Source organism: Streptomyces sp. NPDC049887 (genome assembly GCF_040656535.1).
In the GTDB taxonomy this organism is placed as follows: domain Bacteria; phylum Actinomycetota; class Actinomycetes; order Streptomycetales; family Streptomycetaceae; genus Streptomyces.
In genome coordinates this window covers 223025-237790 of the sequence record NZ_JBFAMM010000006.1, presented here as the reverse complement: position 1 = coordinate 237790, position 14766 = coordinate 223025, and the positions used below count along the sequence as shown (strand labels likewise).

Here is a 14766-nt window from a genome sequence, read left to right as displayed (position 1 = left end):
ATGGACGCGGTCCGGGGACGCCGTAAGGGCGCCTCGAGATGACGAAGGAGCCGTTCACCATGACGCTTCAGGCTGCCCAGACGCAGCCCGCCGGCAGCAGCGGCAAGGCGCTGTACGGCGGCAAGGGCACTCGCCGCATCTCCGTCCACGACATCGCCGCCGCCAAGGAGCGCGGCGAGAAGTGGCCCATGCTCACCGCCTACGACGCCATGACGGCGTCCGTCTTCGACGAGGCCGGCATCCCGGTGATGCTGGTCGGGGACTCGATGGGCAACTGTCACCTCGGCTACGACTCCACCGTGCCCGTCACGATGGACGAGATGACGCTGCTGTCCGCGGCCGTCGTACGGGGCACCAAGCGCGCCCTGATCGTCGGTGACCTCCCCTTCGGCTCGTACCAGGAGGGTCCCGTCCAGGCGCTGCGCTCGGCGACCCGGCTGGTCAAGGACGCCGGGGTCGGCGCCGTCAAGCTGGAGGGCGGGGAGCGCTCCCTGCCGCAGACCGAGATGCTGGTGCAGGCGGGCGTCCCGGTCATGTCCCACCTGGGCCTGACCCCGCAGTCGGTCAACACGATGGGCTACCGGGTCCAGGGCCGCGGGGACGAGGCCGCCCACCGGCTGCTGCGCGACGCCAAGGCGGCCCAGGACGCGGGAGCTTTCGCCGTCGTCCTGGAACTCGTACCCGCCGAGCTCGCTGCCGAGGTCACCCGTTCGCTGCACATCCCGACCATCGGTATCGGCGCCGGCCCGGACACGGACGCGCAGGTCCTCGTATGGACGGACATGGCAGGACTGACGGGCGGCAAGGTGCCGCGCTTCACCAGGCAGTACGCGAATCTGCGGCAGACGCTGGGCGACGCGGCGAAGGCGTTCGCCGAGGACGTCGCCGGCGGTGCGTTCCCGGCCGAGGAGCACACCTTCCACTGACCGCCGCCGGGCAGCTGCGCCCGTACCGGCACCCCATGCCCCACGAGCCACTGCGGCACCACGGCAGCCCGCCGATCTTCCCCCGTCGGCGGGCTGCCTCCTTTCCGGATGCGACCGGGTCCGGGGCCGGCGGCCGGCGAGGGCGCCGACCCGTCGTGGAGCTTCGCCACAGGCCCCGGCGGACGCCGAGGCCGTGTTCAGCCGCTCGTGGTGGCCAGCTTCGCCGCGAAACCCAGGAACAGCGCCCCCGCAGCCGTCGTGAGGCCCGCCGACAGCTTCCGGCGGCGGCGGAACCGCGTGGCCAGGTACGTACCGCCGAGGATCAGCACGGTCACGTACGCGACGCTGATGACCTGGTAGACGAGTGCGAGCAGAGCGAAGGACAGCCCCGGGTACGCGTACCCGGGATCGACGAACTGCACGAAGAACGAGATGAAGAACAAGATCGCCTTCGGGTTCAGGACGGTGATCACCAAGGAGCGCCGGAACAGCCTTCCTCCCGCCGACGGGTCAGGGGCGCCCTCGGCGTCCTCCCTCCTCCCGTCACCGCACCGCCACAGTGCCCACGCCGCCCGGATCATGCCCGTCGCGATCCAGGTCAGGTAGCCGGCGCCGGCGTACTTCACGACGGCGAACAGAAGCTCGTTGGCTCGGAGCAGCGAAGCCAGACCGGCGGCCGTCGCCACCATGAGCAGGGTCTCGCCCAGGAACACCCCCGCTGCGGCGCGGTAGCCGGCCCCCACCCCCAGCCGTGCGGCGGCCGACAGCGTGAACAGTGAACTGGGCCCCGGCAGCAGAATGATCAGCAGCGCGCCCAGGGCGAAGGTCAGCGGATTCTCCACTCCCGGCATTTCGCACCCTTCCTCTCGCCCGCCGCGATCGGCGAACCGCCGTACGTCTCCCGCCCGCGCTCAGGTGTCCCGGTGGCCCCGGGAGCCGCCGGGCGAGCCTTCCCCTGAGCCGCTCCTGAAGGAGTTCAGCGGCTCGTGGTCGACCAGCAGATCCCATACCGGGTCGTTCGGCAACGGAATATGCCGCGAGGACCCGAGCGGGGCGAGCTCCACCTCTCCCCGCATGCGCCCCTAACCGGCGATGGCACGGTGCGGGGTTCGGTCTCCCTCGGCAGGGGAGACCGAGGACATCGGCCTCACGGACGGCGGGGTCAGGGTTCGCGCGAAGCACTGCAAGCCGCACCGTTCGTGGCTCTTCGGTCACGACGAGGGCTGCCGGTCCTGACTTCCGGCCGGGTGTCGGCGGCCCGTCGGCAATGTGTCGGCGGCCCGTCGGCGGCGGTTGGGACGGTTGCGTCATGACGCGAACCGACATGAACGCCGTCGAGGTACGGGGCCTCGTCAAACACTACGGAGAGACGAAGGCGCTCGACGGGGTGGACCTCGATGTCCGGGAGGGCACCGTCCTCGGTGTCCTCGGGCCCAACGGCGCCGGCAAGACCACTCTGGTCCGCTGCCTCTCCACTCTGATCACCCCGGACGCCGGACGCGCCACGGTCGCCGGCCACGACGTGGCGCGCCGCCCCCGGCAGATCCGTCGCGCGATCGGCCTCACCGGCCAGTACGCCTCCGTGGACGAGAAGCTGTCCGGCCGGGAGAACCTGTACCTGATCGGGCGGCTGCTCGATCTATCCCGCAAGGACGCCCGGCGCCGGTCGGACGAACTGCTGGAAAGGTTCTCGCTCACGGACGCCGCGAAGCGCCCCGCCGCGACCTACTCCGGCGGTATGCGCCGCCGGCTCGACCTGGCCGCCTCGATGATGGGCCGGCCGGCCGTGCTGTTCCTGGACGAACCCACGACGGGACTGGACCCGCGGACCCGCAACGAAGTGTGGGACGAGGTGCAGCGGATGGTCGCCGAGGGCGTCACCGTCCTGCTCACCACCCAGTACATGGAGGAGGCCGAACAGTTGGCGCACGGGCTGACGGTCGTCGACCGGGGCCGGGTCATCGCCGAGGGCGGGGTCGCCGAGCTGAAGGCGAGGGTCGGCGGACGCACCCTGCGGATCCGGCCGGCCGTCGCGGCGCAGCTGGCCGCGATGGCGTCGGCCGTGCGCGAGGCGGGCCTCGACGGTGTCGCCGGCGTCCAGGCCGTCCCGGACGAGGGCGTGCTCCACATTCCGATCCTCAGCGACGGGCAACTGACCGCGGTCGTTGGCCTGCTGGGCGCCCGGGGCTTCGCCGTCTCCGACATCGGGACCGAACTGCCCAGCCTGGACGAGGTCTTCCTGGCCATCACCGGCCGGCGGACCGCCTCCGTCACCGGCACGGTCCCCCAGGAGGTCGCGGTATGAGCGCCGCCACGGCAACCCCTGCCGCAGCCGTTCCCGACGACGGGCGGATCGGTCTGCGCGGCAGTCTCCGGCACATCGGCGCGCTGGTCCGGCGCAATCTGCTGTGGATCCGGCAGGACCCGGAGTCCATGATGGACGCGGTGCTGATGCCGATCGTCCTCACCCTGCTGTTCGTGTTCGTCTTCGGCGGTGCCATCGCCGGCGAGGGCAACCATGACGCCTACGTCGACTACGTCGTCCCCGGACTGATGGCGATGATGGGCATGAACATCGCGATGGGTGTCGGCACCGGCTTCAGCCAGGACTTCCGGAGCGGTGTGATGGACCGCTTCCGCTCCCTGCCGATCGCCCGCTCCTCCGTGCTGATCGCCAAGATCGTAGTGGAGATCGGCCGGATGCTGGTCGCCACCGCGATCCTGCTGACGGTCGGTTTCCTGCTCGGTCTGTCCGTGAACGGCGTCCCGGGACTCCTGGCGGCGGTCGGACTGTCGATGGTCTTCGGCTCCTCGATCATGTGGATCTTCCTCACCATGGGCGTGACGATGAAGAGCGCCCAGACCATCCAGGGAATGGGGTTCCTGGTGCTGATGCCGCTGCAGTTCGGTTCCTCGATCTTCGCCCCGACCGGCTCCATGCCCGGCTGGTTGCAGACCTTCACCAACCACAACCCGCTGTCGTCCCTGGCCGACGCGGCTCGCGGGCTGATGCACGGGGGCCCGGTGGCCCATGAGGTGTGGGTGACGCTGATCTGGTCGGCGGTGATCACCGGGGTGATGGCCCCGGTGGCCATCAGGAAGTTCCGGACGAAGTCCTGAACTCCCGGCTCCGGTCGTGCGGGCGGGCGGCGGCCTCCTCCGGGTGAGGCCGCCGCCCCGGCGCGCCGGGCCGTGGACTCCGCGTCGCCGGGCACGGTGCCGACGGTCCGCCCCGCACGATCGTGGTCGTCCCGCCCCAGGGCGGGCGCGCCGCCGAGCGCGGCAGGACCGCCGTCGCGCGGAGGACCCGGGTGGTACCGGGCACGGAGCGGCACAGCCGCCCGTTCTCGTGGCGTCCGTGCCGCTCCCGCCGCGCTCCGGCGGCGCTGCGGAACTCCCGCCCCACCCGGGACGTTCTGGCCGTGCCGCCTGTACGGTCGGCATGCGATCCGCCGATCACCACCGGCCGACCGCGGACCAGCCGTGCACGTACCAGCCGACCACGCCCCGGGAGCGCCCTCGATGACCTCGGCCACCACCCGCTCCAGCGACCGGACGGTGTCGCCCGTCTTCCTCGGCATCGCCGCGATCATGGCGGTGACGGGCTGGGCGGTCTGGACGGACTTCGCGGACAGCCCGGGCGTCGCCGTGTTCCTGTTCGTGACGGCCGCCTGGATCGTGTCGCTCTGTCTGCACGAGTACGCGCACGCCCGCACCGCCCTGCACGGCGGGGACCTCACGGTCGGCGCGAAGGGCTATCTGACGCTCAACCCGCTGAAGTACACGCACGCGGTGCTGAGCATCGTGCTGCCCGTCCTCTTCGTGATCATGGGCGGTATCGGCCTGCCCGGCGGTGCGGTCTTCATCGAGCGGCACCGGATCAAGGGGCGCTGGAAGCACAGCCTGATCTCCGCGGCGGGCCCGCTGACGAACGTCCTGTTCGCGGTCGTCTGCACGGCACCGTTCTGGCTCGGTGCGCTCGAGGGCGTGCCCCTCGGCTTCCGCTTCGCCCTGGCTTTCCTGGCGCTGCTGCAGGTCACCGCCGCGATCCTCAACTTCCTTCCCGTTCCGGGTCTGGACGGGTACGGGGTCGTCGAGCCCTGGCTGTCGTACGGCTTCCGCCGTCAGGTGGAGCCTTTCGCGCCGTTCGGGCTGCTGGCGGTGTTCGCCGTCCTCTTCATCCCCGAGGTGAACCACGCGTTCTTCGACGCGATCTTCGCCCTGATGGACGGGCTCGGAGTGTCCCGGGCGGAGGTCGCCTGCGGCCAGGACCTCTACCGCATCTGGACCGAGCAGTACCCGCAGTGCACGGAACTGCTCGACCGCTGAGGACTGTCCCGCCGTCGCCCGCGGCAGACGGGTGCACGGTCCGCCGAGGGATGGCGCACGCCGGCCGCGCGGGGTCAGGAGGTCGGCGTCGTCCGCTCCCTGCCGCGGCGGATGTAGTAGATCGCCATGTTCGACGACACACCGGCCAGGAGCACCCACACGATCCCCAGCCAGCTGCCTTCGACGAACGAGACGACCGCCGCGGCGACGGCGAGGACACAGATGACGAGGGCGTAGAGGGCGAGGCGGGGCATGGGGGTCGGCTCCTGTCCGGTCACGGGTGTTCCGGACCAGTGTCCCCCATGCCCCCATGGCGCCGGTGACGCGGCACCGCGTCCGGGGCGGGTACCGCTCAGACGTCGGTCACGCGCAGACCCGCGTGCGCCTTGTAGCGCCGGTTCACCGAGATCAGGTTGGCGACCAGCGACTCGACCTGGTGGGCGTTGCGCAGCCGGCCGGAGAAGACACCGCGCATCCCGGGGATACGGGCCGCGAGGGCCTGCACCAGGTCCGTGTCGGCGCGGTCCTCGCCCAGCACCATCACGTCCGTGTCGATCTCCTCGATCGACTCGTCCTGGAGCAGCACCGCGGAGAGGTGGTGGAACGCGGCGGTCACCCGGGACTCCGGCAGCAGGGCCGCGGCCTGCTCGGCGGCGCTGCCCTCGGCGGGCTTGAGCGCGTAGGCGCCCTTCTTGTCGAAGCCGAGCGGGTTCACGCAGTCGACGACCAGCTTCCCGGCGAGCTCGGACCGCAGCGCCTCCAGCGTCCTGGCGTGCCCGTCCCACGGCACCGCCACGATCACGACATCGCTGCGCCGCGCGCACTCGTCGTTCTCCGCGCCCTCGATGCCGAGCCCCAGCTCGCGGGCCGCGGTCTCGGCACGCTCGGCGGCCCGGGAACCGATGATCACCTTCTGCCCTGCGCGGGCGAGCCGGTAGGCGAGGCCCCGGCCCTGGTCCCCCGTGCCACCGAGGACGCCGACGACGAGACCCGAGACGTCGGGGAGGTCCCATGGGTCCCTGGCGGCGGGCTTCGGTGCGCTGGCGTTGTCTTGAGAAGTCATGATCCGACCTTACTCGCAGGTAGCAGGGCGGTCTCCGTCCCGTACGGATGGACCGCGGCGGAACCGCGGGCGGCGGGCGCGCCCGTGGGGCAGGATGCCCGCCCATGGATGCCGTGCGCGTCGCGCTCTTGAGGGAAGTCCTCGCCGGGACCGAGTGGCCCGCGGCGGCCCGCGGGTTCGCGGGCACGCTGCGCTCCTCGGTCGTCCCCCAGGGCGGCGGTCTGCTGCTGGTGGGAACGGCCGAGTACGAGCCGTGGCACCTCGCCGCGCACCTCGTGGACGAGGCGGCCTGGTCGGGGCAGCCCGAGCTGGCGCCCACCCTCGTACGCCACCGGGTGCGCCCGGGGGACCCGGCACACCTCGCCGTCGGTCTGGGCCGGGTGTCGGCGGCCGGGCGCGGGGACACTCTGCTGGTGGTGGCGCCGCAGCGGCCCGACGAAGGGCTGCTGGAGCGAGTCCACGACGCCCGGCGCTGCGGGGCGACCGTGCTCTCGCTGGACGCCGGCGACCCGGAGGTCGTCGGGCTGGCGCACGAGGCGCTGACGGTCCCGGGGACGGCGGAGGTCGACCTGGACACGGTGCAGCACCTCATGAGCGCGGCGGCCGGCGAGAACGTCCCGCCGTCGCCGGGACCGCGTGGCCGCAGGCCCTTCCGCGACCGCCTCGCCCGGCTGGCCGACCACCTCACGACGCCCCCGCCGGCGCGGTGGTGAAATTCGGTTGCCGCACCCTCGCCGCCCCGCCGAGCATGACGGGTCGTGGCTTCACGACTCGGCGTTGCGCTGCTCCCCGACCTCTCCCCCTGGCGCTCCTCACGGGACTTCCGTCTGCTCTGGGTGCAGGGGCTCATCACGTTTCTCAGCAGCTTCCTGGCGATGGTGGCGCTACCACTGCAGATCAAGGACCTGACGGGCTCGCCGCTCGCGGTCGGGGTCATGGGCGCCGTGGAACTCGTGCCGCTGGTCGTGTTCGGGCTGTACGGGGGCGCGCTCGCCGATGCGGTGGACCGGCGCAGGGTGCTGGTGCTCACCGAGGGCGGCATGGCCCTGATGGCCACGATCCTGCTGGTCAACTCGTTGCTGCCGGCGCCCGCGCTGTGGCCGCTCTACGTCGTGGCGGCCGGTGTCTCCGCCCTCGCCGGTCTGCAGCGCCCCGCACTGGACTCCCTGATGGCCCGGATCGTGCCCCACGACCAGCAGACCGCCGCCGCCGCGCTCAACGCGCTCCGCTGGCAGCTCGGCGCCATCGCCGGGCCCGCGCTGGCCGGGCTGGTCGTGGCCTACGCGGGACACGCGACGGCGTACACCACGACGGCCGCCGGGTTCCTGGTCTCCGTACTGCTGTGCACCCGGCTCTCCCCCGCCCCGCCCGCGCACGACGCGGAGAAGCCGTCGCTGCGGGGCATCGCGGAGGGCGCCCGGTACGCGTGGAGCCGGCCGGTGCTGCTCGGCACATACGCGGTGGACCTGGCCGCGATGTTCTTCGCCTTCCCCAACACGGTCTTCCCGTTCCTCGCCGACGAGCTCGACGCGGAGTGGTCACTGGGGTTGATGTACGCGGCCGGGTCGGTCGGCTCACTGCTGCTCAGCCTGACCAGCGGCTGGACCTCACGGGTGCGCCGGCACGGCCTGTTCGTGGTGTTCGGCGCCGCCGGATGGGGGCTCGCGATCGCCGCGGCAGGGTGGTTCACCGACATCTGGCTGGTGCTGCTCTGCCTCGCCTTCGCGGGCGCCGGCGACATGCTCAGCGGACTGGGTCGCTCCACCATCTGGAACCAGACGATCCCGGAATCGCTGCGCGGCCGCCTGGCCGGCATCGAGGTGCTGTCGTACAGCGTGGGACCGCAGCTGGGCCAGGTGCGCGCCGGTGCGGTGGCCGGCTGGACCGGCACCCGGGCGGCGTTCTGGAGCGGCGGGCTGCTCTGCGTGGCCTCGGTGGGCCTGCTGACGGCGGCGCTGCCGAAGCTCGTCTCGTACGACGCGGCGACGGACGAGGACGCCCTGCGCCGCCGTGCCCAGAAGGAGAGGGCGGCGGCCGAAGGGTCGGCGGTCTGACGGCACGGAGCCGCCTCGCGGTGCGAAGCCGCCCACCCCGACAGCGGCCCGGCGGGACGGCTCCCTGCGGGGGCGGCCCGGTCCACACGGCCCGGGTGCGGCAGGCCGGCCGGCCCGGGTGCGACGGACGCCGAGCGGCCCGGGGCGGCGGGACGGCAGACGGTCCGGCTCTCGCGGCCGGCGCCGGTCGGACGGGTACGGACCCTGCGGCGCACGGCCGGCGCCGGTTCGCCGCCGGGTCCCTCCCGCGGTCAGTCGGCGGCGGTGTCTCCGCCGCGCGGCGCGTCGTGCCACCGCGGGTCGTTCTCCCACTCGAGGTTCCGCTCCCGCGCCAGCTCCATCGCGTGCGTGGCCTCCTCGCGCGTGGCGTACGGGCCGAAGCGGTCCTTCGCCGGGCACTCGGGCCCCTCCTCGACCTTCTTGTGCTCCAGGCAGTAGTACCACTCGCCCGGCTTGCCCACCGTGCGCTTCTTGAACAGGGCCATCGTCGGCTCCTTCCTCTGACCCATGCTGCCCCGACGTCTTCCCCTTCGCCCGAGGACGACGCGTTCCCGCCGCCCGGAGCGCCGGGAACCCCCGGTTAGACTCGCTGGCATGTCTGGCCAGTCGCTGCTCGTACCAGGGAAGCTCTCTCCCACCCGTTCCGTACCCGGAAACATCCGGCGCCCCGAGTACGTCGGGAAGCCCGCACCCAGGCCGTACACCGGGCCGGAGATCCAGGACGCCGAGACGATCGAGAGGATGCGCGTCGCGGGCCGTATCGCCGCTCGGGCGATGGAGGAGGCCGCGAAGCTCATCGCCCCCGGGGTGACCACGGACGAACTCGACCGGGTCGCGCACGAGTTCATGTGCGACCACGGGGCGTACCCGTCGACCCTCGGCTACCGGGGATTCCCCAAGTCGCTGTGCTCCTCGGTCAACGAGGTCATCTGCCACGGCATCCCCGACTCCACGGTGCTGCGCGACGGCGACATCGTGAACCTGGACGTCACCGCGTACCTCGACGGCGTGCACGGCGACAACAACGCCACCTATCTGTGCGGCGACGTCGACGAGGAGTCGAAGCTGCTGGTCGAGCGGACGCGGGAGTCGCTCAACCGCGCGATCAAGGCGGTCCGGCCCGGCCGCCAGATCAACGTCATCGGGCGGGTCATCGAGTCGTACGCGAAGCGGTTCGGCTACGGCGTCGTGCGCGACTTCACCGGCCACGGCATCAACTCCTCGTTCCACTCCGGTCTGATCATCCCGCACTACGACAGCCCGCACGCGACGACCGTGATGCAGCCCGGCATGACGTTCACCATCGAGCCGATGCTGACACTCGGGACGCACGAGTACGACATGTGGGACGACGGCTGGACCGTGGTGACGAAGGACCGGAAGCGGACGGCGCAGTTCGAGCACACGCTGGTGGTGACGGAGACCGGGGCGGACATCCTGACGTTGCCCTGACGCGAATCCTGGGTAGCGTTTTTACCGACAGGCCGTCGGGAACCAGTTGACTTAGGTAAGCCTAAGTACGAGGATCCTACTGGTTCCCGCCCCCCTCGGTCCCCGGAGGCCCGCCTTGGACACGCTGGACACGCTGGACACGCCCTTCTCGACCCTGATCCGTGTCGCGTCGCACGAACAGCACACCGAGGCGGAGACGTCGACCTTCATGAGCGATCTGCTCGGCGGCCGGCTGGCGGTCGAGGCGTACGCCCGCTACACGGAGCAGCTGTGGTTCGTGTACCGGGCGCTGGAGGACTCGGCGGGCGCGCTCGAGGCCGACCCGGTCGCGGGGCCGTTCATCCGGCCGGAGCTCTTCCGCGCGGCCGAGCTGGAGCGGGACCTGGCGCACCTGCGCGGCCCGGACTGGCGAGGCGGCCTGCGCCCGCTGCCCGCCACGACCGCGTACGCGGCCCGCGTCGAGGAGTGCGCCCGCACCTGGCCGGCGGGATATGTGGCCCACCACTACACCCGATACCTCGGAGACCTCTCCGGTGGCCAGATCATCCGCGACAAGGCCGAGCGCACCTGGGGCTTCGCCCGCAAGGGCGACGGGGTCCGCTTCTACGTCTTCGAGCAGATCCCCAACCCGGCGGCGTTCAAGCGGGGTTACCGGGAACTGCTGGACTCGGTGAACGCCGACGACCTCGAGAAGCAGCGCATCATCGACGAGTGCAGGCGCGCCTTCGACTTCAACGGCGCGGTGTTCCGCGAGCTGGGCCGGGAGTTCCCGCTCAGCGCTGCATGAGGGCGGAGTGACGGGCACGGCGGTGGGTCCCGCGTGGTCCCCGGCGCCGGCTCACCGCGAGCCGGCGCGCCCGCCGAGCACCCACCGCGGTCCGCCCGTGGTCCGGGCGTCGTCCGGGCGTTCCTCCTGGCGTGGTCCGACCGCGGTCCGGGCGCGGTCCGGGCGTCGCCCCCGTGGCGGCGGCCACGTGGCGCGCCCGAGCACGGCCCCGGACGCTCCCCCACGCCTCCATGGGTCGAGGCCCGGCACCGGTAGCTCCGGTGACGCGACCCCGGCGCCTTCGCCGCGAGCCGTCGGGCGTGGCTGTGCGAGCCGTCAGTGGCGCGTGAGCCGCACACGGCCGCCGAGTTCGATCAGGCCGTCGGGGCCGGGAGCCGTCAGGAGCTGGGAGCCGCTGCCCTGCGTGATGTTCAGTGCGCGGCCGAGCTGTTCGGTGAGCAGCAGCGCCGCCGCTCCGGTCGCCTCGTCCTCGTCGATGCCGTCGCCCCGGCCGGGGAAAGCGCGGGCCCGGATCCGCCCCGCGGCCTCGTCCTCCCACGCCCAGGCATACGTCCATTCGCCGGGTGGCGGCACCTCCAGCGCCTCGACCTCGGCCGCCGAGTCGTACCGGCGCAGGGTGCGCGGCGGGGCCCACTCGGCGGGTGCGGTGATCCAGGTGAACTCGCCGTCGGAGCGCACCCAGACCTCTCCAGCCGGCGGGTTGACCGCTTCCAGGTCCAGCAGCCAGGCCACCCCGACGAGCGGGTGGCCGGCGAACGGCAGGCGTACGGCCGGGGTGTAGATGTCGACGACGCCGCGCTCGGGATCGTCGACGAACACCGTCTCGCTGAAGCCCAGTTCGGCCGCGAACGCCTGGCGGGACCTCTCGTCCGGGTACGGCCGCCCGTCGCGCACGACTCCGAGGGCGTTGCCGTGGCGGCCGTCGCCGGAGCAGAAGACGCGCAGGACGTCGAGGCCGCGGGGTCGTTCGTGTGTCACCCGGGCATTCAAGCATCCCCGTACGACACGGACCGGCAGGGCCGCGGTCACCGGGTCGATGGCCGTGCCCGGCTGGTAGAACGGCTCGCCGTTCGGGCCCGCGAACTGCGCGGCGCCGTCCTTGGTGAGCTCGGCCGCGACGTTCTTGAACGTGACCACGCCGTCCTTGGCCGCGTAGTCCGCCCCGGACAGGTCGAGGTCGGCGAACTCCACGTCGTTCCTGGTGCCCTTGGAGGTGGTGACGTCGGCGAGGAGCGTGCCCGCGGCACCCGAAGCCCTGACCTTCACATCGGAGATGGGAACTGCTCAGCGACGTCTACCGGCAGCCGGTGGAGGTGCTCGCACACCCGCGGACCGGCACCCCGCTCGTCGTACCGAAACGGGACCCTTGAACCGCGCTTGACCCGCCCGTGGGACGGTCATGACGGTGCCGTGACCTCCCCTTTTCCGGTGTGCGGGGATGAGATCCGAATCACTGGACGGGCCGGTGCAGCTCAGGTAAGGCTCGGTTAAGTTAGGCCCGCCTCACCGGCTTGCCGTCCCGTCCGTAATCCGTCCGCGCCCCGTCCGTAATCCGTACGCAGCCCGTCCCGAACCCGTCCCCGTGGAGCCCGTATGCAACCCGCCCGCCTGTCCGTCGTCACCGCCGTCGCCGCGCTTTCCGCGCTCACCGCCGTCACGGGTTGCGCCGAGAAGAGCGATGCCGGGGACGGCGGCGGTGCCATCGCCGTGACCGCGAAGGACGACTCCTGCGAGGTGTCCGCGAAGGAGTTCCCGGCCGGTCATGTCCGGCTGGACATCGAGAACAAGGGCTCCAAGGTCACCGAGGTCTACATCCTCTTCCCCGACGACCGCATCGTCACCGAGCGCGAGAACATCGGCCCCGGCACCAAGGCGAGTCTGACCGCGGAGGTCAAGGCCGGCGACTACGAGATCGCCTGCAAGCCCGGGATGCGGGGCGACGGCATCCGCCGTCAGGTCAAGGCGACCGGCGGTACGGTCGCCAAGCGCTCCCCGGAGATGGACGCGGCGGTCGCCGCCTACCGCACGTACGCCCAGCAGCAGGCCGACGAGACGCTGCCGAAGGCGAAGGTGTTCACCGACGCCGTCCGCGCAGGCGACGTCGAGGCGGCGAAGAAGGCGTACGCGGACTCCCGGATCGGCTGGGAGCGCACGGAGCCGGTCGCCGAGTCGTTCGGCGACATCGACCCGAAGGTCGACCTCCGCGAGGACGGCGTGGCCGACCTGGAGCCGGGCGAGAAGTGGACCGGCTGGCACCGGCTGGAGAAGGCGCTGTGGCAGGACGGGAAACTGGGCGCCGAGGAGAAGGCGCTCGCCGACACCCTCGACAAGGACCTCGCGGTCTGGGTGAAGAAGGTCGGCACCGCCGAGATCACCCCGACGTCGATGGCCAACGGCGCCAAGGAGCTCCTGGACGAGGTGGCCACGGGCAAGGTCACCGGCGAGGAGGAGCGCTACTCCCACACCGACCTGGTCGACTTCAAGGCCAACGTCGAGGGCGCGCAGAAGTCGTACGAGCTGCTGAAGCCGGTCGCGTCGAAGAACGACACGGAGCTCGTCGCCGAGCTCGACAAGCAGTTCGCCGCGCTGAACGCGCTGCTCGACAAGTACCGGGCGGACAAGGGCACCTACGTCTTCACCTCGTACGACAAGGTCTCCGGGGCGCAGCGCAAGGAGCTGTCCGACGGGGTCAACGCGCTGGCCGAGCCGCTGTCGAAGCTGGCCGCGGCCGTGGTCGGGTAGGGGGACCGGCAGACATGTCCGAGGAGACCACACCCCCGGCCGGGACGGCGGAGCCCGGCACGGGCGAGCGCGCCGACACCGGCACACGCACCGGCGGGAACGAACGCACCGCCCAGCCCACGCGCACCGGCGCACGGGAGCAGACGGACGAACGCCCCGACACCGGCACGGGCGTCGCCGGGGCGACCGCCGCGCCCTCGCGGCGCGCGCTGCTCGGCTGGGGAGGTGCCGGGCTCGCGCTCGGCGCCGCCGCTGCCGGGGGCGCCGTGGCCGCCGCGACGGCCGGCGGGGACCGGACCTCGCCGGCCGCCGCGAGCGGCGCCGCGGTGCCTTTCCACGGCGCGCACCAGGCCGGCATAGCCACCGCCGTGCAGGACCGGCTGCATTTCGCGTCCTTCGACGTGAAGACCCGGGACCGGGCCGAACTGGTCCGGTTGCTGCAGGACTGGACCCGGGCCGCCGAGAGCATGACGGCCGGCGACACTGTCGGCGAGGGCGCGTACGGCGGTCTCGCCGAGGCCCCGCCGGACGACACCGGCGAGGCGCTCGGGCTGAAGCCGTCGCGGCTCACCCTCACCGTCGGCTTCGGCCCGTCGCTCTTCGACGCCCGCTTCGGGCTGGGGGACCGCAGGCCCGCCGCGCTCGTCGAGCTGCCGAAGTTCGCCGGGGACAACCTCGACCCGGCGCGCAGCGGCGGCGACCTGTGCGTCCAGGCCTGCGCCGACGACCCGCAGGTGGCGGTGCACGCCATCCGCCAGCTCGCCCGGATCGGCTTCGGCAAGGTCGCCGTCCGCTGGTCGCAGCTCGGCTTCGGCAAGACGTCCTCGACGACGCCCGAGGCGCAGACGCCGCGCAATCTGATGGGCTTCAAGGACGGCACCCGCAACATCGCCGGCACCGACACCGCCGCCCTCGGCAAGCACGTCTGGGTCTCGCCGAAGGACGGCCCGGCCTGGCTCGTCGGCGGCTCCTACCTCGTGGCGCGCCGGATCCGGATGAACATCGAGACCTGGGACCGCACGTCGCTGAAGGAGCAGGAGGACATCTTCGGCCGCGACAAGGGCGAGGGAGCCCCGGTCGGCAGGGCGAGGGAGCGGGACGAGCCGTTCCTGCCCGCGATGCTGCCCACGGCGCACGTACGCCTCGCGCACCCCGACTCCAACGGCGGGGCGAGGATGCTGCGCCGCGGCTACTCCTTCACGGACGGCACGGACGGGCTCGGCCGGCTCGACGCGGGGCTGTTCTTCCTCGCCTACCAGCGGGACGTCGCCCACGGCTTCGTCCCGGTCCAGCGGAGTCTGGCCGCCGACGACCTCAACGAGTACATCCAGCACGTGGGTTCGGCGCTGTACGCGATCCCTCCGGGCGTCCGGGACAAGGACGACTGGTGGGGCCGGGCGCTGTTCTCGTGAG

15 protein-coding genes and 2 pseudogenes are annotated in these 14766 nt (G+C 72.2%); 11 read left to right on the top strand and 6 right to left on the bottom strand.

The window, feature by feature from the left end; genetic code table 11:
* Nucleotides 1-59: 59 nt before the first annotated feature.
* Nucleotides 60-926: a 3-methyl-2-oxobutanoate hydroxymethyltransferase gene (gene panB / locus AB0J10_RS10290; RefSeq protein WP_363059822.1), complete on the top strand. Its 867-nt coding sequence runs from the start codon at nucleotides 60-62 to the stop codon at nucleotides 924-926.
* A gap of 197 nt (nucleotides 927-1123) precedes the next feature.
* Here panB and leuE read toward each other — a convergent pair whose 3' ends face one another.
* On the bottom strand, nucleotides 1124-1777 hold the full coding sequence (leuE, locus tag AB0J10_RS10285; RefSeq protein WP_363059820.1) for a leucine efflux protein LeuE: 654 nt from the start codon (nucleotides 1775-1777) through the stop codon (nucleotides 1124-1126).
* 458 nt (nucleotides 1778-2235) lie between these two features.
* On the opposite strand from leuE, the gene AB0J10_RS10280 reads away from it, so the two are divergent.
* From AB0J10_RS10280 to AB0J10_RS10270, 3 genes are all read left to right on the top strand, one after another.
* Nucleotides 2236-3231, top strand: coding sequence for an ATP-binding cassette domain-containing protein (locus AB0J10_RS10280; protein WP_363059818.1), 996 nt, complete (start codon nucleotides 2236-2238; stop codon nucleotides 3229-3231).
* The gene (locus AB0J10_RS10275; RefSeq protein ID WP_363059816.1) at nucleotides 3228-4046 is read left to right on the top strand and encodes an ABC transporter permease; all 819 of its coding nucleotides are present in this window, start codon (nucleotides 3228-3230) and stop codon (nucleotides 4044-4046) included. Before AB0J10_RS10280 ends, AB0J10_RS10275 begins: the two co-directional genes overlap by 4 nt.
* Before the next feature lie 402 nt (nucleotides 4047-4448).
* Entirely contained in the window at nucleotides 4449-5255 is an 807-nt protein-coding gene (locus AB0J10_RS10270) for a site-2 protease family protein (RefSeq protein ID WP_363059814.1), read from the top strand.
* A gap of 74 nt (nucleotides 5256-5329) precedes the next feature.
* Here the strand turns inward: AB0J10_RS10270 and AB0J10_RS10265 are convergent, their stop codons facing one another.
* Both AB0J10_RS10265 and npdG read right to left on the bottom strand, forming a co-directional pair.
* On the bottom strand, nucleotides 5330-5509 hold the full coding sequence (locus tag AB0J10_RS10265) for a hypothetical protein (protein WP_363059812.1): 180 nt from the start codon (nucleotides 5507-5509) through the stop codon (nucleotides 5330-5332).
* Nucleotides 5510-5607: 98 nt separating this feature from the next.
* The gene (gene npdG / locus AB0J10_RS10260) at nucleotides 5608-6318 is read right to left on the bottom strand and encodes an NADPH-dependent F420 reductase (protein WP_363059810.1); all 711 of its coding nucleotides are present in this window, start codon (nucleotides 6316-6318) and stop codon (nucleotides 5608-5610) included.
* Nucleotides 6319-6422: 104 nt separating this feature from the next.
* Here npdG and AB0J10_RS10255 point away from each other — a divergent pair, with 104 nt between their 5' ends.
* Together AB0J10_RS10255 and AB0J10_RS10250 are read left to right on the top strand one after the other, a co-directional pair.
* Entirely contained in the window at nucleotides 6423-7031 is a 609-nt protein-coding gene (locus tag AB0J10_RS10255) for a hypothetical protein (protein ID WP_363059808.1), read from the top strand.
* 45 nt (nucleotides 7032-7076) lie between these two features.
* The gene (locus AB0J10_RS10250) at nucleotides 7077-8372 is read left to right on the top strand and encodes an MFS transporter (protein ID WP_363059806.1); all 1296 of its coding nucleotides are present in this window, start codon (nucleotides 7077-7079) and stop codon (nucleotides 8370-8372) included.
* Nucleotides 8373-8623: 251 nt separating this feature from the next.
* Here AB0J10_RS10250 and AB0J10_RS10245 read toward each other — a convergent pair whose 3' ends face one another.
* The gene (locus AB0J10_RS10245) at nucleotides 8624-8857 is read right to left on the bottom strand and encodes a hypothetical protein (protein WP_363059804.1); all 234 of its coding nucleotides are present in this window, start codon (nucleotides 8855-8857) and stop codon (nucleotides 8624-8626) included.
* 109 nt (nucleotides 8858-8966) lie between these two features.
* Here AB0J10_RS10245 and map point away from each other — a divergent pair, with 109 nt between their 5' ends.
* Both map and AB0J10_RS10235 read left to right on the top strand, forming a co-directional pair.
* Entirely contained in the window at nucleotides 8967-9824 is an 858-nt protein-coding gene (gene map, locus AB0J10_RS10240; protein ID WP_363059802.1) for a type I methionyl aminopeptidase, read from the top strand.
* A gap of 115 nt (nucleotides 9825-9939) precedes the next feature.
* On the top strand, nucleotides 9940-10611 hold the full coding sequence (locus tag AB0J10_RS10235; protein ID WP_363059800.1) for a biliverdin-producing heme oxygenase: 672 nt from the start codon (nucleotides 9940-9942) through the stop codon (nucleotides 10609-10611).
* Nucleotides 10612-10926: 315 nt separating this feature from the next.
* On the opposite strand, the gene AB0J10_RS10230 is transcribed toward AB0J10_RS10235, so the two are convergent.
* Both AB0J10_RS10230 and AB0J10_RS10225 read right to left on the bottom strand, forming a co-directional pair.
* Entirely contained in the window at nucleotides 10927-11601 is a 675-nt protein-coding gene (locus tag AB0J10_RS10230; RefSeq protein ID WP_363059974.1) for a PhzF family phenazine biosynthesis protein, read from the bottom strand.
* 90 nt (nucleotides 11602-11691) lie between these two features.
* Nucleotides 11692-11877: pseudogene (locus tag AB0J10_RS10225) on the bottom strand (HtaA domain-containing protein); the annotation flags it as partial.
* An 11-nt stretch (nucleotides 11878-11888) separates the two neighbouring features.
* Here AB0J10_RS10225 and AB0J10_RS10220 point away from each other — a divergent pair.
* The 3 genes and pseudogenes from AB0J10_RS10220 to efeB all read left to right on the top strand — a co-directional run.
* Nucleotides 11889-11981: pseudogene (locus tag AB0J10_RS10220) on the top strand (hemin ABC transporter ATP-binding protein); the annotation flags it as partial.
* 223 nt (nucleotides 11982-12204) lie between these two features.
* Entirely contained in the window at nucleotides 12205-13353 is a 1149-nt protein-coding gene (efeO, locus tag AB0J10_RS10215; protein WP_363059798.1) for an iron uptake system protein EfeO, read from the top strand.
* A gap of 14 nt (nucleotides 13354-13367) precedes the next feature.
* Complete coding sequence (gene efeB, locus AB0J10_RS10210) at nucleotides 13368-14765, top strand: iron uptake transporter deferrochelatase/peroxidase subunit (protein WP_363059796.1); 1398 nt, start codon at nucleotides 13368-13370, stop codon at nucleotides 14763-14765.
* Nucleotide 14766 lies beyond the last annotated feature (1 nt).

What these genes read in the sequence shown, in the direction of transcription:
- AB0J10_RS10245 (WP_363059804.1), bottom strand. Translation starts at nt 8,857, where the DNA reads ATGGCCCTGTTCAAGAAGCGCACGGTGGGCAAGCCGGGCGAGTGGTAC.
- AB0J10_RS10265 (WP_363059812.1), bottom strand. Translation starts at nt 5,509, where the DNA reads ATGCCCCGCCTCGCCCTCTACGCCCTCGTCATCTGTGTCCTCGCCGTC.
- npdG (WP_363059810.1), bottom strand. Translation starts at nt 6,318, where the DNA reads ATGACTTCTCAAGACAACGCCAGCGCACCGAAGCCCGCCGCCAGGGAC.
- leuE (WP_363059820.1), bottom strand. Translation starts at nt 1,777, where the DNA reads ATGCCGGGAGTGGAGAATCCGCTGACCTTCGCCCTGGGCGCGCTGCTG.
- map (WP_363059802.1), top strand. Translation starts at nt 8,967, where the DNA reads ATGTCTGGCCAGTCGCTGCTCGTACCAGGGAAGCTCTCTCCCACCCGT.
- panB (WP_363059822.1), top strand. Translation starts at nt 60, where the DNA reads ATGACGCTTCAGGCTGCCCAGACGCAGCCCGCCGGCAGCAGCGGCAAG.
- AB0J10_RS10275 (WP_363059816.1), top strand. Translation starts at nt 3,228, where the DNA reads ATGAGCGCCGCCACGGCAACCCCTGCCGCAGCCGTTCCCGACGACGGG.
- efeO (WP_363059798.1), top strand. Translation starts at nt 12,205, where the DNA reads ATGCAACCCGCCCGCCTGTCCGTCGTCACCGCCGTCGCCGCGCTTTCC.
- efeB (WP_363059796.1), top strand. Translation starts at nt 13,368, where the DNA reads ATGTCCGAGGAGACCACACCCCCGGCCGGGACGGCGGAGCCCGGCACG.
- AB0J10_RS10255 (WP_363059808.1), top strand. Translation starts at nt 6,423, where the DNA reads ATGGATGCCGTGCGCGTCGCGCTCTTGAGGGAAGTCCTCGCCGGGACC.
- AB0J10_RS10270 (WP_363059814.1), top strand. Translation starts at nt 4,449, where the DNA reads ATGACCTCGGCCACCACCCGCTCCAGCGACCGGACGGTGTCGCCCGTC.
- AB0J10_RS10280 (WP_363059818.1), top strand. Translation starts at nt 2,236, where the DNA reads ATGACGCGAACCGACATGAACGCCGTCGAGGTACGGGGCCTCGTCAAA.